This window comes from Microbispora sp. H13382 (genome assembly GCF_014161445.1).
Classification (GTDB): Bacteria; Actinomycetota; Actinomycetes; order Streptosporangiales; family Streptosporangiaceae; genus Microbispora.
Genome location: NZ_JABBXA010000002.1, coordinates 555,590 through 581,348, shown reverse-complemented (window position 1 = coordinate 581,348; position 25,759 = coordinate 555,590). Strand labels below are relative to the sequence as shown.

At 70.7% G+C, this 25,759-nt stretch carries 21 protein-coding genes; 9 read left to right on the top strand and 12 right to left on the bottom strand.

The genetic code is table 11. The features are described 5' to 3' along the window. Positions 1-26: 26 nt before the first annotated feature. Positions 27-503 (bottom strand): hypothetical protein, encoded by a 477-nt coding sequence (locus HHX41_RS06655; protein WP_182905194.1) that lies wholly within the window; start codon positions 501-503, stop codon positions 27-29. Positions 504-644: 141 nt separating this feature from the next. Here HHX41_RS06655 and HHX41_RS06650 point away from each other — a divergent pair, with 141 nt between their 5' ends. Further along, positions 645-2,801, top strand: coding sequence for a glycoside hydrolase family 6 protein (locus HHX41_RS06650; protein WP_182905193.1), 2,157 nt, complete (start codon positions 645-647; stop codon positions 2,799-2,801). 84 nt (positions 2,802-2,885) lie between these two features. Then, entirely contained in the window at positions 2,886-3,611 is a 726-nt protein-coding gene (locus tag HHX41_RS06645) for a polysaccharide deacetylase family protein (protein ID WP_169985591.1), read from the top strand. Here HHX41_RS06645 and HHX41_RS06640 read toward each other — a convergent pair. From HHX41_RS06640 to HHX41_RS06610, 7 genes are all read right to left on the bottom strand, one after another. Beyond that, the gene (locus HHX41_RS06640; RefSeq protein WP_182905192.1) at positions 3,590-4,804 is read right to left on the bottom strand and encodes an acyltransferase; all 1,215 of its coding nucleotides are present in this window, start codon (positions 4,802-4,804) and stop codon (positions 3,590-3,592) included. The two genes, HHX41_RS06645 and HHX41_RS06640, sit on opposite strands and share 22 nt — an antisense overlap. A gap of 115 nt (positions 4,805-4,919) precedes the next feature. Beyond that, entirely contained in the window at positions 4,920-5,576 is a 657-nt protein-coding gene (locus tag HHX41_RS06635) for an NrtR DNA-binding winged helix domain-containing protein (protein ID WP_079314646.1), read from the bottom strand. Positions 5,577-5,754: 178 nt separating this feature from the next. Beyond that, a complete protein-coding gene (locus HHX41_RS06630; protein WP_169985588.1) occupies positions 5,755-6,336 on the bottom strand; it encodes a hypothetical protein in 582 nt (193 codons plus the stop codon). A 245-nt stretch (positions 6,337-6,581) separates the two neighbouring features. Continuing rightward, positions 6,582-8,408, bottom strand: a complete 1,827-nt coding sequence (locus HHX41_RS06625; protein WP_182905191.1) for a DUF4434 domain-containing protein — start codon at positions 8,406-8,408, stop codon at positions 6,582-6,584. A 113-nt stretch (positions 8,409-8,521) separates the two neighbouring features. After that, positions 8,522-9,610 carry a glycosyltransferase gene (locus tag HHX41_RS06620; protein WP_182905190.1) on the bottom strand — a complete coding sequence of 363 codons (1,089 nt, stop codon included), beginning with the start codon at positions 9,608-9,610 and terminating at the stop codon, positions 8,522-8,524. 14 nt (positions 9,611-9,624) lie between these two features. Continuing rightward, positions 9,625-10,887, bottom strand: coding sequence for a nucleotide sugar dehydrogenase (locus tag HHX41_RS06615; RefSeq protein WP_182905189.1), 1,263 nt, complete (start codon positions 10,885-10,887; stop codon positions 9,625-9,627). A gap of 98 nt (positions 10,888-10,985) precedes the next feature. After that, the gene (locus HHX41_RS06610) at positions 10,986-12,653 is read right to left on the bottom strand and encodes a glycosyltransferase family 4 protein (RefSeq protein WP_182905188.1); all 1,668 of its coding nucleotides are present in this window, start codon (positions 12,651-12,653) and stop codon (positions 10,986-10,988) included. Between the two features lie 62 nt (positions 12,654-12,715). On the opposite strand from HHX41_RS06610, the gene wecB reads away from it, so the two are divergent. From wecB to HHX41_RS06575, 7 genes are all read left to right on the top strand, one after another. After that, positions 12,716-13,849, top strand: a complete 1,134-nt coding sequence (gene wecB, locus HHX41_RS06605; RefSeq protein WP_182905187.1) for a non-hydrolyzing UDP-N-acetylglucosamine 2-epimerase — start codon at positions 12,716-12,718, stop codon at positions 13,847-13,849. Between the two features lie 150 nt (positions 13,850-13,999). Beyond that, the gene (locus tag HHX41_RS06600) at positions 14,000-16,078 is read left to right on the top strand and encodes a glycosyltransferase (protein WP_182905186.1); all 2,079 of its coding nucleotides are present in this window, start codon (positions 14,000-14,002) and stop codon (positions 16,076-16,078) included. A gap of 214 nt (positions 16,079-16,292) precedes the next feature. Then, on the top strand, positions 16,293-17,222 hold the full coding sequence (locus HHX41_RS06595) for a CPBP family intramembrane glutamic endopeptidase (RefSeq protein WP_182905185.1): 930 nt from the start codon (positions 16,293-16,295) through the stop codon (positions 17,220-17,222). Positions 17,223-17,276: 54 nt separating this feature from the next. Further along, positions 17,277-18,560 carry a sensor histidine kinase gene (locus tag HHX41_RS06590; RefSeq protein WP_182905184.1) on the top strand — a complete coding sequence of 428 codons (1,284 nt, stop codon included), beginning with the start codon at positions 17,277-17,279 and terminating at the stop codon, positions 18,558-18,560. Next, positions 18,548-19,207 carry a response regulator transcription factor gene (locus HHX41_RS06585; RefSeq protein ID WP_182905183.1) on the top strand — a complete coding sequence of 220 codons (660 nt, stop codon included), beginning with the start codon at positions 18,548-18,550 and terminating at the stop codon, positions 19,205-19,207. The genes HHX41_RS06590 and HHX41_RS06585 overlap by 13 nt, the downstream gene beginning before the upstream one ends. 127 nt (positions 19,208-19,334) lie before the next feature. After that, positions 19,335-20,855, top strand: coding sequence for an MDR family MFS transporter (locus tag HHX41_RS06580; RefSeq protein ID WP_220503762.1), 1,521 nt, complete (start codon positions 19,335-19,337; stop codon positions 20,853-20,855). 760 nt (positions 20,856-21,615) lie between these two features. Beyond that, the gene (locus HHX41_RS06575) at positions 21,616-21,819 is read left to right on the top strand and encodes a hypothetical protein (protein WP_182905182.1); all 204 of its coding nucleotides are present in this window, start codon (positions 21,616-21,618) and stop codon (positions 21,817-21,819) included. A 3-nt stretch (positions 21,820-21,822) separates the two neighbouring features. Here the strand turns inward: HHX41_RS06575 and HHX41_RS06570 are convergent, their stop codons facing one another. The 4 genes from HHX41_RS06570 to HHX41_RS06555 form a co-directional block, all read right to left on the bottom strand. Continuing rightward, the gene (locus tag HHX41_RS06570) at positions 21,823-23,328 is read right to left on the bottom strand and encodes a flotillin family protein (RefSeq protein ID WP_182905181.1); all 1,506 of its coding nucleotides are present in this window, start codon (positions 23,326-23,328) and stop codon (positions 21,823-21,825) included. A gap of 44 nt (positions 23,329-23,372) precedes the next feature. Then, positions 23,373-23,573 (bottom strand): hypothetical protein, encoded by a 201-nt coding sequence (locus HHX41_RS06565; RefSeq protein ID WP_169985563.1) that lies wholly within the window; start codon positions 23,571-23,573, stop codon positions 23,373-23,375. A 172-nt stretch (positions 23,574-23,745) separates the two neighbouring features. Then, positions 23,746-24,789 (bottom strand): acyltransferase family protein, encoded by a 1,044-nt coding sequence (locus HHX41_RS06560; protein WP_182905180.1) that lies wholly within the window; start codon positions 24,787-24,789, stop codon positions 23,746-23,748. Positions 24,790-24,867: 78 nt separating this feature from the next. Continuing rightward, a complete protein-coding gene (locus HHX41_RS06555; RefSeq protein WP_182905179.1) occupies positions 24,868-25,680 on the bottom strand; it encodes an SDR family NAD(P)-dependent oxidoreductase in 813 nt (270 codons plus the stop codon). Positions 25,681-25,759 lie beyond the last annotated feature (79 nt).

Below are 25,759 nucleotides of genomic sequence, written 5' to 3'. Positions count from 1 at the left end.
GCCCCCTGCGGACCGCTCACGCGTCCCTACTTGTAGTACGCGTACAGCGTCTTCCAGGTGCCGGCGTACTGGCAGTTGAGGGACGGCTTGGCGGCCTTGGCCTCGGAGCAGACCTTGAGCTCGACCTCGCCGACGTTCTTGATGGTGAAGGCGAACTGCTTCTTCGCTCCGTAGGAGCAGGTGCGGTAGTTGCGGTACGCCAGGTGCGGCTGGTTGGCGGAGTCGAAGTAGCTGACGCGGAACAGGGCCCAGCCGCAGGTGGACGCCTTGCGGTTCAGGCTGGTGACGCTGCCGGCGACCTTCACGTACGGCGCGGGCAGGCTCGGGTCGTTCTTGGCCGCGGCGGTCAGCGAGCCGCTCGTCTTGGCCTTCGACCCGGCCGCGTAGTAGGGGCCCCAGGGCTTGGCCGGGGCGGCCTGGGCGGCCGTGGCGGTGGCGATCGGGGCGAGGGCCAGAATGCCGGCCGCGAGCGTGATTCCGGCCAGGGAGCGGGTGAGGGTCATGGCTGGGGTTCCTTTCCTGCGTCGTTGCACGCAGTCTGCGCCGCGACGCTTTCAAGTCCCTTGACGCCCGCTGTACGCCGCCTGGTCGGCGGAAGGAGCGCCTGGTTAGGATCACGCGGTAACCGGGCGATCGAGGAGAACATGACGAGCGGCGCGGAGGGCGAAGGACCTCGGGACGGCGATCCCCGGCGAATCGGGCCGTTCCGCATCCTCGGCAGGCTCGGTCAGGGCGGCATGGGCGTGGTCTACCTCGGCCGGGACGCCGAGGGCCGCGACGCGGCGGTCAAGGTGATCCATCCACAGTGGGCGGCCGACCCCGGCTTCCTCCGCCGGTTCCGGCGCGAGGTCGCCGCCGCGCAGCGGGTGGCGCGTTTCTGCACCGCCGCCGTCCTCGGCGCGGGGCTGGACGGCGAGACCGCCTACCTCGCCACCGAATACGTCCCCGGGCCCACGCTTCAGGAGGTCGTGCGGGAGCGAGGGCCGCTGTCGGGGTCGAGCCTGGAGGCGGTGGCGGTCAACGTGGCCGTGGCGCTGCAGGCGATCCACAGCGCGGGGGTGATCCACCGCGACCTCAAGCCGTCGAACGTGCTGCTGTCGCCGGTCGGCCCCAAGGTCATCGACTTCGGCATCGCCCAGGTCACCGACACCACGGCGGACATCAGCGGCATCGTCGCGGGAACGCCGTCCTTCATGTCGCCGGAGCAGGCGAAGGGCGACCGCCTCACCCCGGCGTCCGACATCTTCGCCTGGGGCGCCCTGGTCGCCTACACCGCCTCGGGCCGGGCGCCGTTCAGCGGGGAGTCGATCCCGGGCATCCTCTACCGGGTGCTGCACGAGCCTCCGCACATCTCCGGCCTCGACCCCCGGCTTCGGTCGATCGTCGAGCTCGCGCTGGCGAAGGACCCGGTCCACCGCCCCACCGCGCAGCGGCTGGTCGAGATGCTGACCGGTCACGAGCCCGTCACCCCCGCGCCCGAGGCCGCGTGGCGGGGCACCGCGCCCGAGGTCTCGCGGCTGGGCACGGCGGCCGCGGTCGCAGCACCGGACGGGACACGGGCCGGTGCCGGGACGCCCGGCGCGGACACCCGGACGAGGCGATGGTCCGGATCACGCCTGGGGATCGCGACCGCCGCCGCGGCCGTCCTGGTCACGGCCGGGGTCGTCGTCGCCGTCCAGTCGGCCTCGTCGGGCGGGCACCAGGCATCGGGCGGAGGGCGGACGCCGGGTGGAGGGCAGGTCTCACCCGCGACCGCCGGCGCTCCGGCCGGCGGCAATCCGCTCCGGGGGCAGGCCGTACGGCTCTACGCGAGCCCGACCGGCGACGAGGCCACACAGGCGTCGGCCCTGGAGACGGCCGGCCGGGCCGCGGACGCCGCGTTGATCCGGAAGCTGGCCGCCGCGCCGAGGGCCGTGTGGCTGGGACAGATCGACGCGGCGCAGGCGGCCAGTACGACGAGTGCCACGGTGGAAGCGGCGGCGCGGCTGGGCGCGGTGCCGGTCTTCGTCACCGACCACATCCCGCTGCGGGCGTGCAACGAGGGCGGCGCGGCGGATTCGGCGGAGTATCTCGCGTGGATCGACGCGATCGCGTCGTCCGTCGGCGACCGGAGCGCGGTGTTCGTGCTGGAGCCCAACAGCCTCGCCGAGTTGCCCGCTTCGCCCGACTGTTCCCTCGGCGACGCCGACGATCAGAAAGCCAGACTGCGCATGCTCGCCTCGGCGGTCGAGCGGCTCGGCGCGCTGCCGAACACCGCCGTCTACCTCGACGGCAGCCTGGACGGCTGGCCGTCCCCCGAGGTCGCGGCCGCGCGGCTGGTGAAGGCCGGGATCGCCGGGGCCGACGGCTTCTATCTGAACGCCGCCGGATATCAGAGAACCGACCGGCTCATCGCGTACGGCACCCGCCTGGCCGCCTGTGTGAAGTCCGTGTCCGCGGGCGCCGCCACGTGCTCCGACGCCGGTACGGACGCGGGAACGGCCGGGCTCCCCCACTTCGTGATCGACACCAGCAGGAACGGCAGGGGCGAGTGGAACCCGCCGGCGGGCAGGTACAAGGACCCCGAGGTCTGGTGCAACCCGCCGGGGCGTGGCGTCGGCGTGCGGCCGACCACCCGGACCGGCAGCCCGCTCGTGGACGCGTACCTGTGGGTGCGGCCGGTCGGCATGTCCGACGACCGCTGCACCCGGGGAGAGGGCGGCGCCGAGGACCCGGTGTACGGCACCGTCACCCCGTACGGCGGCGCGTGGTGGCCGGAGCTCGCCCTGCAGCGGGCAAAGGACGCCGTTCCGCCGCTTTGATGACCATCTCGCCGGTTTTCACTAAGATCCCGCGACATGTGGCGGAAAGTAAGAATCGTAATGGCCGGTATCTGCGCAGCCGGCGTGAGCGTCGTCCCCACCCCGACCGGATCCGCGACCGCCGCCACCACGAAGACGGCGGCCGTGACCCGGGCCGAGGCGAAGCAGGCCGAGACGAAGACGAAGACCGAGCCCTACTGCGCCCGGTACAAGTGCATCGCCCTCACCTTCGACGACGGTCCGTGGCACTACACCCCCGCGTTGCTCGACACGCTGAAGAAGCACAAGGCGAAGGCCACCTTCTTCCTGCTCGGCAGGAAGGTGGCCTACCGGCCCGAGCTCACCAGGCGGATCTACGAGGAGGGTCACGACATCGGCAACCACACCTGGACCCACCCCTCGCTCACCAAGCTGTCCGACGGCGAGGTGTTCGACGAGGTCTCGACCACCTCGGAGGTCATCTACCAGACGATCGGCAAGAGGCCCGAGTACATGCGCCCGCCGAACGGCGCGACCGACTCCCGGGTCTCCGGTCTCATGGTCGACCTGGGGCTGCCGCAGATCCTGTGGACGGGGTCCACGCTCGACTGGCAGGCCCGCGACACCAAGGTGATCGCCGAACGCACGCTGAAGCTCGCCAAGCGCAACGGTGTCATCCTGCTGCACGACATCGTCCCCGAGACGGTCAAGGTCATGCCGGGCGTGCTCGCCGCGCTGGAGAAGGAGAACTACAAGTTGGTCACGCTGACGACCCTGCTCCAGGGCCGCAAGCTGCGTCCCGGCGAGATCTACCCGCCGCGCGGCAAGTAGCCGGCTCCGGGCGCCGTCTCCGCGTACGGCGGCGGGGGCATCGTCGGGGGCATCGGCGCGGGCATCGGGGGCATGGGAGAGGCCGCCGCCGTCTCGGCCAGGGGGACGCGGGCGGCGTCGGCCGTGAGCGAGCGGTCCAGAGCCGCGCGCATCCGCGATTGCAGGGGCCGCTCGACCAGCCGGTGCACGCCGTACGCGACCACGAGCACCCCGACCACGGCCAGCGGGAGCGTGAGGCGGTTGCCCAGCGCGGGGTGGAGCCACTGGATCAGCAGGAACCCGACGTGGTGGTGGAAGAGGTAGAGCGGGTAGGTCAGCGTGCCGAGGAAGGTGAGCCACCGCCAGTCGAGCCGGTCGAACACGCCGACCGCCACGAGGATCATCACCAGGAAGATCAGCGAGATCACGCCCACCACGAGCGCCGAGCCCAGCGCCTGCCCGTATCTCCGGACCGCCGTCGGTTCCCCGTCGAGTGCCGTGTAGAGCCCGAGCGCCCAGCCCACGGCCACGAACAGCCAGGGGAACAGCGACCCGCCGAAGCGGTGGATGAGATAGAGCGCCATCCCCGCGATGAAGTACGGCGCGCTGAACGGGACGAGCAGCTGCTGCAGCAGGTCGGCGTCCGCCCGGTCGGCGATCGCCAGCAGGATCACCCATGCCCCCATGAACGCCAGGCACCGGCGGTAGGTGATCCCCACGGCCGCGAGGCACGCGATGAGGGCGTAGAAGACCAGCTCCTGCCACAGCGTCCAGTAGACGATCTCCAGGTCGCGTACGCGGAAGCCGTGCTGGAGCATGGTCATGTTGGCCAGCAGCTCGGTGAGGCTCGGCCGGTGGTCGGTGATCAGTCCCCCGACGGCCAGGCCGCCCATGACGAGCACGCTCGCCCAGTACGCCGGGTACAGCCGGGCGATGCGCGACGCCGCGAAGTGACCGGGGGTGCGGCCCCAGGCGCTCATCAGGATCACGAATCCGCTGATCAGGAAGAACAGGCGCACGCCGTACACGCCGAACATGGTCACCGCGCTCAGCGCGGGGAAGGCGTTGGGCGTGCCCCAGGCGCGCGTCTCGCCGAAGTGGAACAGGACGACGCCGAGGGCCGCGCAGAACCGCAGAAGGTCGAGAACGCGCAGCCGGGACGGTCCGGGGAGGTTGGCCGGCGCATCGGGGATGCGGGGGGCCGCAGCCAGCATAGGCCGGAATATATCCTGAAAGATCGCTGTGAGGCGCACCTTCTGCGCTGACGTCCCGATATGAGCGCTTTCCGGCGTCCGCAGGCGTCCGGTGTCAGGTGTCAGGTGTCAGGTGTCAGGTGCGGAGCATGGGCGGGTGCAACAGCACGGCCGGGCCGCGACGGTAGAGCATGGCGGGACGGCCGCCGTCCCGGGTCGTGGTGCGCCCGGTGGGCACCAGGAAGCCCTCCGTCTTGGTGACCTTACGGTGGAAGTTGCGCGGGTCCAGCGGCCGTCCCCAGACGATCTCGTAGACGCGGCGCAGCTCCGCGACGGTGAACTCGGGCGGGCAGAAGGCGGCCCCGAGCGAGGTGTACTCGAGCTTGCCCCTGGCCCGCTCCACGCCGTCGAGCATGATCCTGCGGTGGTCGAAGGCCATCTCGGTCAGCTCCGCCACCGGCTGCCAGCTCATGTGGGCCTCGGTGGACGCGGGCAGGTCGGGGGCGAGGCCCAGGTAGGCCACGCTGACGACCCGCTGGCGCGGATCGCGGTCCGGGTAGCCGTAGGTCTGGAGTTGCTCCAGGTGGACCGGCGCGCCGGGAAGGCCGGCCCGTTCGGCCAGCACGCGGGCCGCCGCGGCGGGCAGGTCCTCCTCCAGCTTGATGAAACCGCCGGAAAGCGCCCACCGGCCTTCGTACGGTGGCCTGTCGCGCCGCCAGACGAGGGCGCTGAGCTGCTGGGACCTGACGGTGAGCACGACGAGATCCACGCTGACGGGGATACGCGGGATCATGCCCAGCACGCTACAGGACGCGGGCCGCAACTCGGGCCGTCCGCCAGGACGCGGCACGACCGCCGTGCGCCCCCTGAACCGGGATGTCCGTCCCCTGACGTCCCCGGGCGTCCCAGAGTGTCCCCGCGGGTCGCCCGGCGCGGCGCGGGCGGCGCCGGGCGACGTGCCGCCGGGAACGTCAGAGCGCCTGTGTGGGCTTGACGTAGGTCACCCGGAGGTTCAGGTAGGCCGCCACGCCGGCGTCGTGGGCGCGGACGGCCAGCAGGTTGCAGCAGTCCAGATCGGTCACGGGCACGACGACGTCGATCGCCCCCGCGGCGCACCTGCCGCTCGTGACGCTCTGCAGGAGGTGACCGTTGAAGTAGACCTGCGCGTCGTTGTCCACCGTGCCCTGGATGCGCACCTGCTGCGCGTCGCGCGGCAGGTGAATCCAGTGCCGCACCAGGAGGTCCGTGTTGACCGCCCACGGCGTCTTGACACTGGCCTGGTTGTTCCACGAGCAGGTGCCGTTCGTGGTGCCGAAGCCCGCCTGTCCCGTCGGCCAGGCGCTGTCGTCGAATCCCCGTGCGGCGAAGCCCGGCACCTGGGTCGTGGCGGGCACCTGGCGGTACGTCCAGCCCGTGCTGTCGTAGCCGAGCGCGGTGACGACGGTCGCACGCTCGCTCGCGGCCTGGGCTGTGGCCGCGGGGGCCGCCAGGGCCATCGCGGCCACCAGCGCACCCGCCGTGAGACCGGCGGGCAGGTGACGGAGTCGGTTCATGGGCGGTCTCCTTGTCGATCGTCCAATGCCCTGATGCGACGGGCACCTCGAAGCCGGCGTGCACCGGCCTGTGGTCGCTCCGCCCGGGCGGCAAGATCCGCCGGGCGGCGCAGGCAAGGAGATCAGCGGGCGGGACCGGCCGCGCGGACGCCCCGCCGCGGCATTGTCCGTTCCTTGCGCCGACATTGCCGGGCCCGGGAACGGGCGGGGAACGTCCGGTTCGCAGCCCGGCGGGAGAGGACCGCTCAGCGGGTGTTGTGGTAGTAGACCGGCTCGGCGGACTTCCTGCCGTCGGCGGAGGTGACCTCCACGCGGATCCACACGTCTTCGGGGACCGTGGCCCAGTCGACCGGGATCCAGATCTGCTCCGTGCCCGCCGGCAGCCCCGGGATCGGCGTGGCGTCGTGCCAGCCGACCGTGGCCGAGTCGACGACCCGGGGGGTGTCCAGGTCCGGCCAGCTCAGCGTGACCTTGGCCGAGCCGAGGTGGTAGCCGCGGATCTCCAGGCCGTCCTGGATCTGCCGCGCGTGCCGCTGCGCCTCGATGGGGATCGGGCGGTTCCAGTCGGCCGCGATCTCCTCCGCCAGCGACGGCGAGCCGCAGGTGAAGAAGTCGCTCCACATGTACGAGATGATCTTCGACACGTACGGCGCGGCGAGCGTCACCTGCGTGTCGAGCCTGGGCTTGTCCGTGCGCCCGCGAGTGCCCTGACGGCCGCAGGTCTCGGTCGAGGTCGAGGGCTCGAACGCCTCCACGTTGGCCCACAGCTCGACCTGGGCGCCCTCCTGGACCAGCTCCTGCCTGGCCAGCGACATCGCCCGGTAGTAGTCCCGGGTGCTGCCGTAGTAGGCCGTGGCGTACGTGCTCTCGCCGACGACCGGCTTGAGTGCGTCGTCCACCGGCTTGTTCTTCCAGTTCGGCCAGAACAGGCCGACCTTGCCCGTGCCCCGGCCGTCCTGCGGGGCGATGATCTCCACCCCGGTGCGCGCGAGGGCCTTGAAGCCCTGGGCCACCTGGCTGGGCGTGGAGGTGTACTTCACCCGTCTGCGGCTGTCGATGTACGGGCTCACCAGGATCGGTTTGTCCGGCAGTTCCTGCTCGACGATCAGGTGCTGCTCGGCGTACACCTGGAGCGTCTGGACCTTGCTCGGGTCGGGCCAGTCCCGCAGTTGCAGTTCGAACGGCTGGTAGACGCCGCCCAGCGACTCGCGGCCGTTGAAGCGGTCGCCGTAGTCCTGCAGGATCCGCCGGGTCAGCGTGGTGAGCGTGCCGATGTGCCGGGGGTCGGCCCGGGTGGACTCCTCGGGGTCGCGCGGAGCGAGCGGCAGGGCGGGGAAGACCTTGATGCCGAACCGGTCGCCGAGGCCGAGCAGCTCGGTGAGGCTGTCCTTGGCGCCCGCGGAGACGAGGATCAGGTGATAGCCGCGTCCCTGGGTGGTGAAGTCGCAGGTGGGGTCGTCCGAACCGTCCTCGGGCGCGAGGAGCCGGAAGAAGACGGCGTCCCCCACGACGATCTCGTGCTCCATCTGCGGGCAGCGGAGGATGCCGGGACCGAACCGCTCGTCGGTGCGGTAGACGTACGTCCCGGTGATCTCGTTGCCGGGATTGGCGGCCTTGATGTCCTTGTCCGCCGCCTGCACGCAGGTGAGCCCGTTCTCGGCGCAGCGGGCGTACCTGCCGTCGGGCTTGGGGTCCTTCCCCTCGGGGGTCGACGCCTCCAGGACCTGGCCCGCGTCGTCGGTCTCGCGCGGTGACAGGCCGAACCCGAGGCGTACGACCGTGTCCCCGCCGAGCCGGTGGATGGCCTCCAGCTGACGCCGCCAGGTGCAGGGATCGGAGGTGGGGATCAGCCAGTAGCCGCTCACGGCGTAGGGCGTGGTCGCCGCGGTCTCGAACGTCCCGCAGGGGTCGGTGAACTCGCTGTGCGTCGGCGACCCGAGCGCCGGGGTCGCTGGGGCGGTCTGCCCGGCGCTGGCGGTGCCGGACCCGGTGTTCCCGTCGCGGAAGACGATCACCACTGATGCGACACCGGCGAGGATCGCCACGCCGAGGATCAGAGTGAGCCAGCGCACTTTCAGGACACTACCGCCCGTCGTTCAAATGATCTTGCTGGTGCCCAGCCTACCCGGATGTCGCACTGCCCGGTCGCCGTCGACGGCCGCCCGGGGCGGTGTTCACCGCGTGTTCAGCTCTTGACGCCGGCCCAGGCCTCCAACTGCGCGACGAACCGGCGTGCGGAGTTGGGCCAGTGGTGGTGTGCCCGCGCGGCGGCGTAGCCCCGGCCGCCGGTCCCGTGCCGTTCGAAGGGGTTGTCCCTGAGCTGCAGCACCGCCCGCGCCACCGCCTGGGCGTCCTGCCAGGGGACGACCAGGCCGCACTGGTAGCGCTCGACGAGCTCCACGGCCCGCGGCGAGGGGGTGGTGATGACCGGGATGCCGTGCGCCATGTACTCCACGATCTTCGTGGGCATCGAGTGGCGATAGTTGGGCTCGTCGTGCAGCAGCGAGAGCCCCGCGAGCGCGCCGTCGAGCCGCTTGAGCGCCTCGTCGTTCGGCATGAAGTCGCGCCATTCCAGCAGGCCCTGGCCGACGGCCTCGTTCAGCAGGGGCCGGCTCTGCGGGTCGGCGTAGCCGATGAGCTCCACGGCCACGCGGTGCGGCTGGAGCAGTCGGGCCACCTCGACGGCCTCCTGGACGCCCCGGGCCTCCGACAGCCAGCCGAGATAGACCACGCGGTCGTCTCCGGGCGGGCTGACCCTGTCGGGCACCCACGTCTCGTTCGGCACCACGAGGTGCTCCTGTTTGAACCGGCCCGCGTACGCCGTCTCGGCCAGCAGCAGGTGCAGCCGGCGCTCGGCGGTGGTTTCGAGCAGCCGGGCGAGGAACCGCGTCGGCGGGCGCAGGAACGCCGGCAGCCACGGCTTGAGCGACAGCGTCGCGGGGGTGTCCTCGTGGACGTCCCAGACGACCGGCGGGCGCCCGCGCACCCCGGCGACCGCGAACAGCAGCTCGGGGTCGTGGATGAGGGCCAGGTCGACCTTGCCGCGCATGCTCTTGAACAGCTTGCGGGCCGCCCGCACCGCCGCCAGGCGGCGCCGCTCGGCGGCCCTGGGCAGGTCCACGCCCGTCACGAACGAACGCGGCACGACCCCGCGGGCGGTGTACGGCGCGGCATACGTGACCTCATGACCGGCGTCGACGAGCGCGCGGATCTGCCGGTGCAGGATCCGGGCGTCCTCGGGGTGATGCACCACCGTCATGACGAGCACGTGCACGCGCGGGACCCTTCCTACAACCGCTCGACGCGTTCACTCGTGGCGAGCACGCCGCGAGTGTCCAGCACGAGAGAGGCTCGCTCCTCCACCACGTCAAGGTCGAAGGCCGAATGCTGCTGCAGCAGGACCACCACGTCGGCGGCGGCCACGGCCTCGGCCAGGTCCTCCTCGCGGGGGACCGGCGTGCCCTCGACCGACCACTTCTTGACGTACGGGTCGCAGAACGACAACTCGGCGCCCAGCTCCAGCAGCGCCTCGGCCACCGGGATCGCGGGCGTCTCCCGCTCGTCGGCGATGTCGGGCTTGTACGTCACGCCGAGGAGCAGCACGCGCGAGCCGTTCACCGGCTTACGGGCCCGGTTGAGCAGCCGCTGCACGCGGGCCACCACGTACGACGGCATCCGCTCGTTGATCTCCTGGGCCAGTTCGACGAACCGGAACGGATAGCCGAGCTTGCGCACCGTGTACGACAGGTACGACGGGTCGACGGGGATGCAGTGCCCGCCGACGCCGGGGCCGGGCAGGAACTTCTGGAAGCCGAACGGCTTGGTCGAGGCCGCCTCGATGGCCTCCCACAGGTTCACGCCGAGCTCGTCGCAGAAGATCGCCATCTCGTTGACGAGGGCGATGTTCACGTGCCGGTAGGTGTTCTCCAGCAGCTTGGCCATCTCCGCCTCGCGGGTGCCGCTGACCGGCACGACCCGCTCGACGAACTGGGAGTAGAAGGCGACGGCCCGCTCCTTGCACGCGGGGGTGTAGCCGCCGACGACCTTGGGAGTGTTGCGCAGGCCGAACTTCGGGTTGCCCGGGTCGATCCGCTCCGGCGAGAACGCCAGGTGGAAGTCCTCGCCCGCCACCAGCCCGGACTGCTCCAGGATCGGCCGCGCCAGCTCGTCGGTGGTGCCGGGCCACGTGGTGGACTCCAGCACGACGAGCGTGCCCGCCTGAAGGTGTTCTGCGACGGTCCTGGTGGCGCCCTCGACGGCCGACAGGTCGGGACGGTGGTCCTCGTCCAGCGGCGTCGGGACGCAGATGACGATCGTGCGCGACCGCGACAGCACGGACGCGTCCAGCATGGCCGTGAAGCCGCCGGAGAGCATCGCGTCGAGATCGGCGTCGGTCAGGTCGTCGATGTAGGAGCGGCCGGCGTTGAGCGCGTCGACCTTGCGGGGGTCGACGTCCAGACCGGCCACCCGCAGGCCCGCCGCCGTGGCCTCCTTGGCCAGCGGCATGCCCACGTACCCCAGCCCGATGATCGTCAGATCGAAGGCTGTCACGATGTGGCCTGAGGGCGGAAACAACACTTCATGGTGGCAAAGGTTATCTCAACTCGGCACCAAGCATGCCTGATGCAACACATCGGACTTCCTGCTGTTCATCGAGCTTCGGTCACGGACTGGTAGATCCCTTGGTAGGTGCGGGCCAGGCTGCTCCAGGTCCGGTGCGCCGCGACCTCGGCCTTGCCGGCCTCACCCATGGCACGGCGGCGCTCCGGATCGTCGCGCAGGGCGGCCAGCGCCTTCGCCAGCTCGGCCGGGTCCCCCGGCGGCACCAGCAGACCGGCCCCCTCGCCGCCGACGAGCTCCGAGAGCGCGGGTAGGTCGCTCAGCACGACCGGCTTGCCGAGCGCCATCGCCTCGACCGGCTTCAGCGGCGTGACGAGGCGGCAGACCCGCAGGTCCTCACGCGGGCAGACGAAGATGTCGATGGCCGCCTGGGCCTGCAGGGCCTCGTCCGGGCCCACCCGGCCGGGCAGGATCGCGTCCTTCAGGCCGAGCCGTTCGACCTGTTCGAGCAGCGCGGGCCGTTCGGCCCCGTCGCCGACGAGCAGGACCTTCACCGGCGTTCCCGAGTCGTGCAGCAGCGCGGCGGCGCTCAGCAGCGTGGCGAAGCCCTCGTAGGCGACGATGCTCGACACCGAGCCCACGACGATCTCGTCCCGGCCGATCCCGAACCGCTCGCGGAACGTGTCGCCGTCGTAGTCGGCCGTCAGCAGGGAGTCGTCCACGGCGTTGGGCGCGAGGAAGATGCGCTCCCTGGGCACGCCGCGCTCCACGATCTCGGCGGCCATCGTCTCGGCGAGCGTGACGACCGCGTCGGCCTCGCGCATGATCTGCGCCTCGCGGTCACGCTGCATCCTGTGCCGCTCGCTGCCGACTCGGGCGGGGTCGCGGGAGACCCAGGTCTCCTCCAGGAAGCCGCGCACCTCGTACACGAAGGGCGTGTTCGTCCGCTCGCGCACGGCGAGCGCGACCGAGCCGTTGCGGTGGTCGGTCGCCGCGTGCAGGACCTGCGGGCGGAGGGTCCTGACCAGTTCCGACACGTCCGCGGCGCCGCGGATCATCCGCCCCTGGCTCTCGAAGGGCACCTCGTCCTTGGGCAGCAGCCGGTAGTAGGGGATCCCGTCGATCTCCTCGTACGGCTCGGCGTCGGTGTGCCCCTGGAGCATGGGCCAGCCCCAGCTCGTCACGACGTGGGGGTCGAGCCCCGCCACCTTCTGCGCGGTGACGATGCGGTGGGTGCGCACGGTGTAGCCCGCCTGCGTGTACGGCAGGGCGTTGGTGACCATGTGGAGCACCCGGCCGGGCATCCGGTCACCCATGATGATCTTGGCCTTGGGCGGGATCGGGTTCGGCCCGAGCGCGGCCTTCTCGCCCACGTAGTAGGCCATCCTCCGGCGGACGAACGGCCACCGGGCGTGCGGCTGGAGCACCTGGACCGCCTCGGTGAGCCGGCCGTCGTCGAAGTGGGCCTTGGCGTCCCGCAGCGGGCCCTTGGCCGCTCGCTGCAGGATCTTGCGGGTCCTGACCTTCACGAACCTGGCCGCGGGCCAGGCGACGCGGCCGACGACCGGACGCATCCCGGGCGGTATCGCGTCGGCGGCGGCCTGGGCCACCCGCATGGGGTCGGACTTGACCTTGCTCGCGACGATCCGGGAGACGAGGACCGGGTTCCTCGCGAACCCCCGGAGGAAGCCGCCGAGGCCGGCCTTCGCGGACGCGGCGGACACGGCCTTCACGGGCTTGTTGGCCTCGGATTCCACGGCGCGACCGTACCATAGGCAACGTTTGTCCAAGGTCGAAGAAAAGGCGAAAGGCGAGGTAGATGAGAGACAACCCCCTCGTCCTGCACGTACTGGGCGCACGGCCCAACTTCGTCAAGGCGGCCCCGGTCGTCAAGGGGTTGGCCGAGCTCGGCATCCGGCAGGGCATCATCCACACGGGCCAGCACTACGACGCGCTGATGTCGGACGTGTTCTTCGCCGACCTCGGCCTGCCCGAGCCGGTCGCGAACCTCGGCGTCGGCAGCGGCACCCACGCCCGGCAGACGGCCGCCCTGCTCACGGGGCTGGAGGACGTCGTGCTCGAACACCGCCCGGCGCTCGTGGTGGTGTACGGCGACGTGAACTCGACGCTGGCGGCGATCCTCGTCTGTGCCAAGCTGCACGTGCCGACCGCGCACGTGGAGGCGGGCCTGCGCTCCTTCGACCGGGAGATGCCGGAGGAGGTCAACCGGGTCGTCACCGACGCGCTGTCGGACCTGCTGTTCGCCACCTCGCCGGAGGCGCTTTCCCACCTCTCCAACGAGGGCGTGGACCCGGCGAAGGTGCACCTCGTCGGCAACCCGATGATCGACAGCCTGTTCGCGGCGCTGCCGAAGCTCGACCCCGCGCCCGTCCAGGAGCGCCTGGGGATCGAGGGCAGGTACGCGGTCGCCACGCTGCACCGCCCGGCGAACGTCGACGACCCGCAGGCGGCCCGCGAGCTGGTCGACGCGGTGCTCGGCGTGGCCGAGCAGGTGCCCGTCGTCGTCCCGCTCCACCCCCGCGGCCGGCAGCGGCTCGCGGAGGCCGGGCTCGTGGACAGGCCGCATCTGAAGATCGTGGACCCGCTCGGGTATGTGGACTTCCTGTCCCTGGTCAGGGGCGCCGCCCTCGTGGTGACCGACTCGGGCGGCGTGCAGGAGGAGACGACCATGCTGGGCGTCCCCTGCCTGACCGTACGGCCCAACACCGAGCGGCCGATCACCGTGACCCACGGCACCAACCGGCTCGTCACGCCCGCCTCGCTGCCCGCCGCGGCGTCCAAGGCGCTGGCGGACGGCGCGACCACGCCGAGCGGCGAGCTGCCGCCGCTGTGGGACGGCGCGGCCGGGCCGCGGATCGCCCGCGTCATCGAGGCCTGGCTCCGCGGCGACAGCCTCTCCCCCGCCGCCCAGTCCCGCGTGAGCTCGCGATAGGTCGCAGACACGCCGTCCGACGCACTACAAGATCACGCTGGTGGTGTTGTGGGGGGTGTGGGGACAAAAGGACACAAAGGTACGGGTAACGGCCCTACCATTGGGCCTTTGTCAAGCTCCTCACTCTCATGGTCCTCAAGGGGGCGAAACATGGCTGAGACCGACGAGACTCCTGAGGCTTCGGAAGGCCCGCGTTTCCAGCGACTGGGGCCGGTGAACTGGCTGCCCGAGGAGCGCAAGCACGTCGAGCAGTACGAGCAGCGGATCCGCGACCTGGAGAACCGGCTCGCCTACCAGGAGGCCCGTGCCGACTACGCCCTGTGGAGGCTGCAGGCCACCCAGACCCAGAAGCCGTACCGGGTCGCGCAGGTGCTCACGAACGCGTCGAAGCCCAAGAAGATCGTCCGGCTGCCGCGCGACCTCAGCAAGGCCATGAAGGACGGCAGGAAGGCGCCGAAGGCGCCGCCGTCCGCGATCGAGGTCGCCGCAGAGGCCGAGGCGCGCGGCCCCGAGGTCAAGATCCCGGGCCTCAAGTGGCCCGACGGCCCGGTCGTACGGCCGGACATGCGCGTCGCGGTGATCCTCGACGACTTCTCCCGCATGGCGTTCAGGTACGAGTGGGACCAGATCGAGTTCGGCCTGCAGGACTGGCGGGAGATCTTCGCCGAGAAGCGGCCGGAGATGCTGTTCTGCGAGTCGGCCTGGCACGGCAACCAGGGCCGCTGGCGCTACCAGATGACCGGGACCAACGCGCCCAAGCAGGAGCTGCGCGACCTCATCGCCTGGTGCCGCGAGGAGGGCATCCCCACGGTCTTCTGGAACAAGGAGGACCCGCCCAACTTCGACTTCTTCATCGAGACGGCCAAGCTGTTCGACCACGTGTACACGTGCGACGGCGACATGATCCCGAAATATCGCGAGGTTCTGGGTCATGACCGTGTCGGTGTGCTGCAGTTCGCCGCCCAGCCCCGGATCCACAACCCGATCCAGACCAAGCAGGGCCGGCCGTACGACGTCGTCTTCGCCGGGATGTACTTCCGCGACAAGCACCCCGAGCGGCGCGAGCAGATGGAGACGATCCTCGCGCCCGTACGTCCGCTCGGGCTGCACATCTACGCCAGGAACGCCTCCGTGGCCGACAAGTACGCCTGGCCGGAGGAGTACCGCCCGCACATCGTCGGCGAGCTGCCGTACGAGCAGATGCTGGCCGCGTACAAGATGTACAAGGTATTCCTGAACGTGAACTCGGTGATCGACTCGCCGACCATGTGCGCGCGCCGGGTCTTCGAGCTGTCGGCCTGCTCGACCACGGTGCTGTCGGGGTGGTCTCGGGCCATCGAGGAGACGTTCGGGCCGCTCATCCCGGTCGCGCACTCCCAGGAGGAGGCGTACAACCGGGCGATCTACCTGATCAACAGCCCCGAGCTGCGGGCGCGCCAGGGGCACCTGGCGATGCGTGAGGTGTTCGACAAGCACCTGTTCTCCCACCGGGTCGACCAGATCCTCACCGACCTCGGCCTGCCGGTCGCCCCCCGGTCGCGGTCGATCTCCGTGGTGCTGCCGACCAACCGCGCGGGCCAGCTCGAACACGCGATCAGCCAGGTCGCGCGGCAGCGGCACCGCAACCTGGAGCTGGTGCTGGTCATGCACGGCCTGTCGGAGGACCCGGCGGTCGTGCGCGACAAGGCCCTCGCGGCGGGCATCCCGGCCGTGAAGGTGCTGACCGCCGACCCGTCCTGGACGCTCGGCGAGGTGCTCAACCACGGCATCGCCCACGCCGAGGGCGAGCTGATCTCCAAGATGGACGACGACAACATCTACGGCGAGCACTACTTGTCCGACCTGGTCCGCTCCTTCGACTTCGCCGACGCCGAGATGGTCGGCAAGGGCGCCCACTACACGTACTTCCCCGAGCAGGACGTCACGATCTTCCGCCTGCCCGGGCTGGAGCACCGCTACGCCCACCTCATCCAGGGGGCGACGATCCTGGCCAAGACCGACCTGCTGCGGGCGTTCCCGTTCGAGGCGGTCAACGCGGGCGAGGACACCCGGCTCGTACGGCGCTGCAAGGAGGAGGGTGTCCGGATCTACTCGTCCGACCGGTACAACTTCATCTACATGCGCGGCTCGGACGCCACCGCCCACACCTGGCAGGCGGCGGACTACAAGCTGACCCGCAACGCCCAGTTCTGCTTCGCCGGCAACCCCGAGGCGCACGTTCTCATCTGAACCCGCGCTCCTGTGGGAGGAGGAGGTCGTCGAGGGCCCGTCGCGGCCCTGGACGACCTCCTCCGGCATGCTCCCGACCCCACTCCGACCTGGTCGTTCTCCGCTTGGTACCCCTGGCTGTACCTCCATTGGGCAGCACGCGGGAGCGACCGGGAGGGCCCGCGGCTGGTGTGCTGATCACTGTCAGTCGAGCGCTCCCACAGGAGAGAATGAAATGGCAGTCGACAGCCGGCCGCTGGCCGGGCACCACACGGGCGAGACCGGGATCCGGGGCTTCATCCGCCGCCGCCCGCTGATCAGTTTCTTCGTCCTGGCCAACCTCATGAGCTGGGCGGCCTGGTTACCCTACGTCCTTTCGAACAACGGCCTGGGGGTCTGGGACTTCGACTTCCCCTCGCTGCTGGGTACGACCCAGTTCTCCGGCGTCCTCCCCGGCGCCTACCTCGGCCCCATCTTCGCCGCGTACATCGTGACCAGGGTCGCGGACGGCAGAGAGGGCGTCCGCCGGTGGGTCAAGCGGATGACCAAGTGGCGGGTCGGCTGGGCCTGGTACCTCGTGACCGCCCTCGGCGTCCCCGCCACCATCGTCGTCACCGGTTTCGCGCTCTCCGGCGAAGACTTCCACATGCCGCCCGTCGCCGCGCTGGTCGCCTACGTGCCCAGCCTGGTGCTCCAGATGGTCACCACGGGTCTGGCCGAAGAGCCCGGCTGGCGTGACTTCGCCCTGCCCCGCATGCAGCGGAAGTTCGGCCCGCTGGGCGCCACCGCCATCCTCGGCCCGCTGTGGGGCGTCTGGCACCTGCCGCTGTTCCTGAGCCAGTGGGGCGGGTGGCCGGACGTCACCTGGATGAGGATCGGCGAGTTCATCGCCTTCGCCACCGTCTTCAGCGTGGTCGTCACCTGGGTGTTCAACCGGACCGGCCAGAGCCTGCCGCTGGTCATGCTGCTGCACGTCAGCGTCAACAACTTCATGTCGATCGTCTACTCGGACATGTTCCCGACGATCGACACCCCCGAGCACGCGAGCCATGTCACCCTGCTCGCGGCCACCACGGCGGCGGTCCTGGTGCTCATCGCGACCCGCGGCCGCCTCGGTTACCGTCCGGCCGAGGAACCCGCGCCGGAGCTCGCCCCGCAGCGTTGAACAACCGCTGTGAAAAAGATGATCTAAGCTCGTCAGCCCGAGGGGGTGTGCATCATGGCGGCGCGCCAGCGGAAGCCGGCAGGCACCCGGCGAGACGGCCGGCAAGACGGCCGGAGGGGTGTCGCCGCACGCGCCCGTGGTCTCTTCGACGCCTTCGAACACCTCGTCGGCGGTCTCGGCACCGCGCTGCTGGCGCTCGCCGGTCTGTTGTGGCTCGTCCTGGTCGCGCTCACCTGCGTGATCGGTCTGGGCCTGCTCCTGGCGCCCACCGTGCCGCGTGTCGTACGGTCCGTAGCCGAGCGGGAGCGCGGCCGGTTGTCCCGCTGGGGACCGGAGATCGTCGGTCTGGGACCCGCACCGGCCGGCGTACGCGCCGCCCTCGCCGATCCGGCCGTACGGCGGGAGCTGTGCTGGCTCCTCGTGCACGCCACGCTCGGCCTGTTCCTCGGCCTGGCGGCGTTGACCCTGGTGGTGGACGCCGTGCAGGACATCACGTACCCGATGTGGTGGCGGGCGCTGCCCGTGCAGGACCCCGCCCCGACCATGGTGTTCTGGGACGTGCACGACGACGCCGACGCGTGGGCGGTCGCGCTCCTCGGCGTGGGGCTGGCCGTCTGCTTCCTGGCCCTCGGGACCGGAATGGCCCGGTTGCAGGCGTGGCCGGGACGCCGGCTCCTGGCGCCCACCGCGGACATGGACCTGTCTCTGCGCATCGCACAGCTGTCGGCCACCCGCGCGGCGGCGCTGGACGCCCACGCCGCGGAGTTGCGGCGGATCGAACGCTCACTGCACGACGGGGCGCAGAACAGGCTGGTCGCCGTCACCGTGCTGCTCGGCGCGGCCCGCCGCGCGCTGGCGCAGAACCGGCCGGGCGCCGAGGACATGCTCGAACGCGCCCAGGAGACCGCCGAGCAGGCGCTGGCGGAGCTCCGTACGGTCGTGCGCAGCATCCTGCCGCCCGTGCTGGCCGACCGGGGGCTCGCCGACGCGCTCGCCGGGCTCGCGGCGAACTGCGGGGTGCCCTGCCGGGTGGACGTCGACGCGCTCGGCAGGTGCGCCGCGTCCATCGAGGCCACCGCCTACTTCGTGAGCGCCGAGGCGCTCACCAACATCTCCAGGCACAGCCGGGCCCGGCACGCCACGGTGACCGTACGGCGTGCGGGCGGCCGGTTGTCCCTGCGGATCGAGGACGACGGCGTCGGCGGCGCGGACGAACGGCACGGCTCCGGGCTCACCGGCATGCGCAGCCGGATCGAGGCGCACGACGGGCGTCTCACCCTGACCAGCCCACCTGGTGGGCCGACCACCCTCGACGTGGAGTTGCCGTGCGGATCGTGATAGCCGAGGACGACCCCCTGCTGCGTGAGGGGGTCGCGCTGCTGCTGCGCGCGGAGTCCCTGGACGTGGTGGCCACGACCGACTCCCCGGACACCTTCCTGGCGGCCGTCGACGCCCACCGGCCCGATGTGGCCATCGTCGACGTCCGGATGCCTCCGACCCACACCGCCGAGGGCATCGCCGCCGCGGTGGAGGCCAGGCGCCGTCAGCCCGGCCTGGCGGTGCTCGTGCTGTCCGCCTACGTCGAGCAGGCGTTCGCCACCGAACTGCTCGCCGCCGGAACCGACCGGCTCGGATATCTGCTCAAGGAGAGAGTCGGCCGCGTCGGCGAGTTCCTCGACGCCCTGCACCGGGTGGCCGCCGGGGGCACGGCCATCGACCCCGAGGTCGTGGCACAGCTGCTCACGCGCACCCGCTCCGACAGCGGGCTGGAACGGCTGACCGCCCGGGAACGCGACGTGCTCGCCCTGATGGCCGAGGGACTGGGCAACACCGCCATCTCCGAGCGGCTGTTCATCAGTGGAGGCGCCGTCCACAAGCACATCCGCAGCATCTTCGCCAAACTCGACCTGGCGCCCACCGACCGGGCGGACCGCAGGGTCACGGCCGTCCTGCGCTACCTGGAGGAGACCCAGCGCCGCGGCTGACGCGTGATCCTGCCCGGCGACGACAAGGAATGCCGGGCGGTTTGCGATAGTTGCCCTGTTCCGGGACCTTCCCGCTCACGTGGGAAGGTCCCGCGTACGTGCACGAACGTTCAGGGGAGCCTTCCACGTGACCACGACGACGGCATCGAAGGGCATCGGCCTGCGGTCAGAACGCGGTCCCGTGCTCGGCGCCATCATGCTCTGCACCGCTCTGGTGGCGCTGGACAGCACGATCATCGCGACCGCGGTGCCCTCGGTCGTCACCGACCTCGGCGGGTTCTCCCAGTTCCCCTGGCTTTTCTCGATCTACCTGCTCACGCAGGCCGTGACCGTCCCCATCTACGGCAAGCTCGCCGACGTGTTCGGGCGCAAACCGGTGATGTTCTTCGGCATCGGGGCGTTCCTGCTCGGGTCGGTGCTGTGCGGGATCGCCTGGAGCATGCCCGCGCTGATCGCCTTCCGGGCGATCCAGGGCATCGGCGCCGGGGCGGTGCAGCCGATCAGCATGACGATGGCCGGCGACCTCTACACGGTCGAGGAACGGGCCCGCGTCCAGGGCTACCTCGCCAGCGTGTGGGGCATGTCGGCCGTCGTCGGCCCGACGCTCGGCGGTGTCTTCTCCGAGTACGTCTCCTGGCGCTGGATCTTCTTCATCAACCTGCCGCTCGGCGCGGTGGCCGCCTGGATGCTCGCACGCCGGTTCAAGGAGCAGGTGAAGCGGGGCTCCCACCGGATCGACTACACGGGCGCCGCGCTGCTGACCGGCGGCTCCTCGCTGCTAATCCTCGGCCTGCTGGAGGGCGGCGTCGCCTGGGACTGGGGCTCCGCGCCCAGCCTGCTGATCTTCGCGGCGGGCGTGCTCATGATCGTCGCCTTCGTGCTCGTGGAGCGCCGCGCGGCCGAGCCGGTGCTGCCGCTGTGGGTCTTCCGCCGCCGCACGCTGACCGGTGGCAACCTGACCTCCCTCGGCATCGGCGCCCTCACCATCGGGCTCACCTCGTACGTCCCGACGTACGCGCAGGGCGTGCTGGGCATCGGCGCGCTGGTGGCGGGCTTCGCGCTGGCCGCGCTCACCGTCGGCTGGCCTCTCGCGGCGACGTTCTCCGGCCGCTTCTACATGCGGATCGGGTTCCGCGACACCGCGCTGATCGGCATCGTCGTGGTGGTGGCCGGCACCGTGCTGTGCGCGCTGCTCGGGCAGAACGCGATGATCTGGCAGGTCGCGGCCGCCTGTTTCGTCGTCGGCGTCGGCCTCGGCCTGTCGGCCAGCCCCACGATGGTCGCCGTGCAGTCGGTCGTCGGCTGGGAGCGCCGCGGCGTGGTGACCGCGACCAACATGTTCTTCCGCTCGATCGGCAGCACGGTCGGGGCCGCGGTGCTCGGCGCCATCTCCAACGCGACCCTGTCGGACCGCTTCGCCCACCCGCCCGCCGGCGTCGCGGGACAACTGCCGGACAGCCTCGACGCCACGAGCCTGGTGCTGAAGGCGCAGGGCGCGCAGGCCCATTCGGCCGCCGCCTCCTTCGTCCGGGGCGCGCTGTACGACGCCGTCCACCACATCTTCCTCGCGCTCGTCATCGTGGCCGTGCTCAGCGTCGCCGCGCTGCTGCTCATGCCCCGCCGTACGACCGAGTTGTCGTTCGACTGACGCCCGCTGATCCCGCCGCTGACCGCGAGCGGCGCCGCCAGGCGTTGGACAGTTTCGCCGCGTCTTTGGCCGAATGGCTCGGCCTGGCCGTGCCGCTGAGGTTCGAGGACTGGAAGTCCGCGATCGAGGCTGCGGTGGAGCAGATGACCCGGCGCTCCACGGAGACCGGCAGGCCGGCCCTCATGGTCATCGACGAGTACTCGTACCTGCTCTCCGGAACGCCCGCCCTGTCGTCGTACATCCAGAACACCTTCGATCGCTACAAACGCGACCGGCGTGGCACCGTTCGCATCGTGTTGTGCGGGTCCGCCTTCTCCCTGATGGCAAACCTGCTCTCCGGGGACAAGCCGCTGTATGGAAGAGCAGCGCTCAGCAGGCTGATCCGGCCCTTCGACCACCGTGTCGCCGCCCGGTTCTGGAACGCCACACATCGGCCCACAGCCCTCCGGCTGCACGCCATAGTGGGAGGAGTGCCGGGTTACCGGATGCTGTCCGAAGCCGTGTATCCCACCTCGGGGTTCCACTCTCCGGGCGACCTGGACGAGTGGGTGGTCGCAACCGTGCTGAATCCCGCGTCCATGCTGTTCCAGGAGCATGACCGGCTGCTGCGAGGGGACCCTCGGATCAGCCACCGATGCTGGACCCTGAGTCCTCTCCACGCGGAGACCGGATCACGGTCCGGCTCCTGGGCGAGGCCAAATGCACCGCGGAGCCGCGCAGTGGGCACGATCTGCGACGACTGGAGAAGATCAGAGAGCGTATGCGCTCCATCAGCAAGATCGACGTCTCCGCCGCGCAGTACGCCGTCTTCAGCGAATCCGGCTTCGCGGCCGATCTTCTCGCGGAGGCAACCGTAGGGATGACGTCCACCTGGTGGATCTCGACGACCTCTACGACGAATGACCCCGGCGTACGCGAGACGTTCGTCCCCGTCCGATGGGACGGGGACGAACGCGGGCCGTGAGGGTCAGGGCGTGGTGTCGATGGCGTTCTTCGTGGCCGGCTCGGCGCCGTTCACGCTCGCGCCGTCCTTCTCGGCCGGGGAGCCGCCGGCCAGCAGGGAGCGGGCCAGGCCGAGGCCGGTGCCGCCGAGCGTGAGCGCCTTGGCCAGCATCTCCTCGATGCCCTGGGCGCCGTTGAGCACCACCATGTGGTCGACGTTGCCGAAGGCCTTCGCGCCGGCCTCCACGATCTGCGGCCAGTTCTCGGCGAGCTGCTGGGCGATGACGGCCTCCTGGTTCTCCCGCAGCGCCTCGGACCGGGCCCTGATCGCGTCGGCCTCGGCCAGACCCTTGGCCTTGGCGGCCTCCGCCTCCGCGAGACCCTTCGCCCTGGCCGCCTCGGCCTCCGCGAGACCCCGCGCCTTGGCGGCCTCCGCCTCGCCCAGACCGGTCGCCTTGGTCGCCGACGCGGCGGCCTCGCCGCGCAGCCGCACCGACTCGGCGTCGGCCGCCGCCGCCTGCTTCACCTGGGACGCCTGGGCCGCGGCGCGCAGCTCGGTCTCCCTGGCCTCCGCCTCGGCCTGGGCGATGCGGGCGTCGCGCTCCGCCTGGGACAGCGTGACGGTCTCGTACGCCTTGGCGTCGGCGGGCTTGCGAACCTGCGACTGGAGCCGCTGCTCGGCGAGCTGGGCCTCCAGCTCCGCGGCCCTGGTCTCCTGGACGACGACCTCCTGGCGCGCGGTGGCCTCCGACAGCGGGCCGGCCTGCCGGGCCTTGGCCGACGCCTGGTCCACCTCCGCCTGGTAGCCGGCCTGCTGGATCTGCGACTCGCGGATGGCGGAGGCCTTCTTGGCGGCCGCGACCTGCTCGGCCTCGGTGGCCTCCTGGTCGCGCTGCGCCTCGGCGATGCGCGCGGCGGCGGCGATCTTCGCGGCGTGCGGCTTGCCGAGGTTCGTGATGTAGCCGGTCTCGTCCTCGATCTCCTGGATCTGCAGCGAGTCGACCACCAGGCCGAGCTTGCTCATCTCGTCGGCCGCGGAGCTGCGGGTCTCGCTGGTGAGCCGCTCGCGGTTGAGGATGAGGTCCTCGACGGTCAGGTTGCCGATGATCGAGCGCAGGTGACCGGTGAACAGCTCGTGGATGGCGCCGTTCATCGAGTCCTGCTGGTCGAGGAAGCGCCGCGCCGCGTTCGCGATGCTGGTGAAGTCGTCACCCACCTTGTAGATGATGACGCCGCGCACCTGGACCGGGATGCCCTGCTGCGTCACGCAGTTGACCTGCAGGTTCGTGGCCCGGCTGTCGAGCCGCAGCCGCCGGGCGGTCTGGAAGCCGGGCAGCACCGCGGTGCCCTTGCCGGTCACGATCTTGAAGCCGAGACTGTCGGCCAGCTCGTTCTTCGTGTGGGCGCCGAGGCCCGAGATGATGAGCGCCTCGTTGGGCTCGGCCACCCGCCAGATGGCCTTGAACAGGAGGATGAGGACGATGAGGGCGACAACGGCCACACCGCCCACGACCAGGATCTCCGGGGACATGGGAGCCTCCGTGTAGTGGGGGGAGATAAGAGCGAGGGAGCGAGTCAGACGACCGCACGAGCGACGTAGACGGTGCGCGGGGGCGAATACTCCACGACGACGACGATCGATCCCACCGGGATCTCCTCGTCCGGAATGCTCGGATAGGCGTAGAACGCCTCGACACCCCCGCGGATGGGCACCATCACCTCGCCGACGAGGCCGGGCCCGATCTTGCCCGTGACCCTGCCCTGTCTGCCGACCACCCGCGTCACCCCGTCGTTTCCACCGCTCCTGGCTGCACCGCGAATGCGCACGTTACCCCGTATCACCGTGCCGTGACAGAGCCGTTTTCGGTGGCTCGTCCCGCCGGATGTGCGATTCGCCCAACTCTGCACCATCACTTCGGCCAACGGAGGATCGTCGTGCAAAGTTCCACTACGTCGCGGCGGGCTCCCTCTTCACCGGCCGGCGCAGTCTCGTGAAGGCCCAGGAGACGTCGGGCTCCACCGCCCATCGAAACGCCCTGCGCACCGGGGACGTGCAGAGCAGGGTCGCGAGGACGGCTCCGAGGGCCTCCATGGCGGCCACGCCGAGCGGGTTGACGAGGGCGTCATGGAAGCGCTCGGACACCTTCACCGCGAACCCGTGCAGCAGATAGGCGTACATCGTGGCGGCGCCGAGGCCCGTGAACCAGGTGCGGCGGCTCGGGGTGATCGCGAGGAACGCCGTCACCAGCAGTGCGCCCACCGCCAGCATGCCGAGCCTGATCAGCGTGCCGGTCAGGTCGTCCACGCCGATCTGGTGGTTGGAGTGACGCCAGCGGATCCACTCCGTCGGCACGAGCGTGTGGACGGCGAACGCCCCGGCGAGCACCGTCGCGAGCACGGCCGCGCCCGCGATCCTCGCCCGCCGCCCACGGAGGCGGTCGAGGTGCTCGGGCGTGAGCATAAGGCCGAGCACGTAGAAGGGCAGCAGGCCGAACGTCCGGTTCATCGACAGCTCGTCGGGCAGGGCGCTGGTGCCCGACAGCAGGCACAGCCCGACCGCGACCGCCAGAGGGTGCCGCAACTGCTGCCAGACCGGCGTGGACAGCCGCCACAGGAACAGCGACATCAAGAACCAGGTCAGGTAGTACGGGTCGAGCAGGCTGATTTCGAGCTTGCCGTACAGGAAGAAGCGGGGCAGCGAGTAGGCCACTTCGAAGATGACGTACGGCACCGCGAGGCCGCTGATGAGCTTGCGCGCCTTACCAGGAGAAAACGTGAAATTTCGGGACAAATAGCCGCTGACGACGATGAAGAGCGGCATGTGGAAGAGATAGACGAAGAAGTAGAGCGCGTGCGCCGCCGGGACGTCCCTCAGCTCCTCGATGAGATGCCCGGAAACGACGAGCACGATGGCGAGGAACTTGGCGTTGTCCAGCAGCGGGTCGCGGGCGACGGCCACACCGGAGGGGCGGGCGGGAGCGGTCACGGTCATGCGGCCGGACCCTAGTCACCCGTCCGTGAGCGTCGGCGCAACCGCGGGCGAACAGTGCCCGAACTCTTCGCCGCCCCTTCAGGGAGTCAGGCCGGTGGCGGCGCGGCTCGCGTCCCACAGGGCGGCGGCGAGGGCGGGGTCGGACATCTTCTCCGGCGCCCGTACGGGAGCGTTCTTCACGAAGTACCGGCCCGGATGATCGACGCCGTCGGGGTGGGTGGCGAGGTGGACGATCCGCGCCGCCCCGGCCTCGACCGGCTCGCCCACTCCGGGCAGATGCCACACCACCTTCATGAAGAACGTGCCCTCCGCGAAGCCGGTCTTCAGGACGCCCGGGTGCAGGCACGTGGCGGCCAGGCCGCGCTCGGCGAGTGACACCGTGAACAGCGCGTTGGCCTGCTTGGAGTCGCCGTACTGCAGCCAGCCGTTCCAGCGCCGCCGCTCCCTGGACAGGTCGGCGGGGTCGAGGCGGCCCGTGGTCGCGGCCCGGGACGACGTGGTGACGACACGGGCGGACGACGCCGTGAGCCGGTCGAGAAGCAGGTTCGTCAGCAGGAACGGCGCCAGGTGGTTGACCTGCATCATCCACTCGTTGCCGTCCACGGTGGTGCGGCGGTCGGGTGTCATGACGCCGGCGTTGTTGATCAGCACGTCGATGCGCTCGTACCGCGCCAGCAACTCGGCCGCCAGCCGGCGCACCTGGTCGAGGGAGGAGAAATCCGCGACGAGCGTGTCCGGACGGCTGCCACCGGCCTGCTCCGCGCGGTCGGCGACGGCGCGGAGCTTCTCCTGGGTGCGTCCGACGAGCACGATTTGATGACCTCGCCGGGCGAGATCAAGGGCAGAAGCTGCGCCGATTCCGGCACCGGCCCCAGTGATCACAGTAATCATCGAAACCTCCCACTGCGCCAGCACTGTATCGGTGCTAGCCTTCTGTGCGATCTTCCGGAGGTGCATTCCCCCATAAATG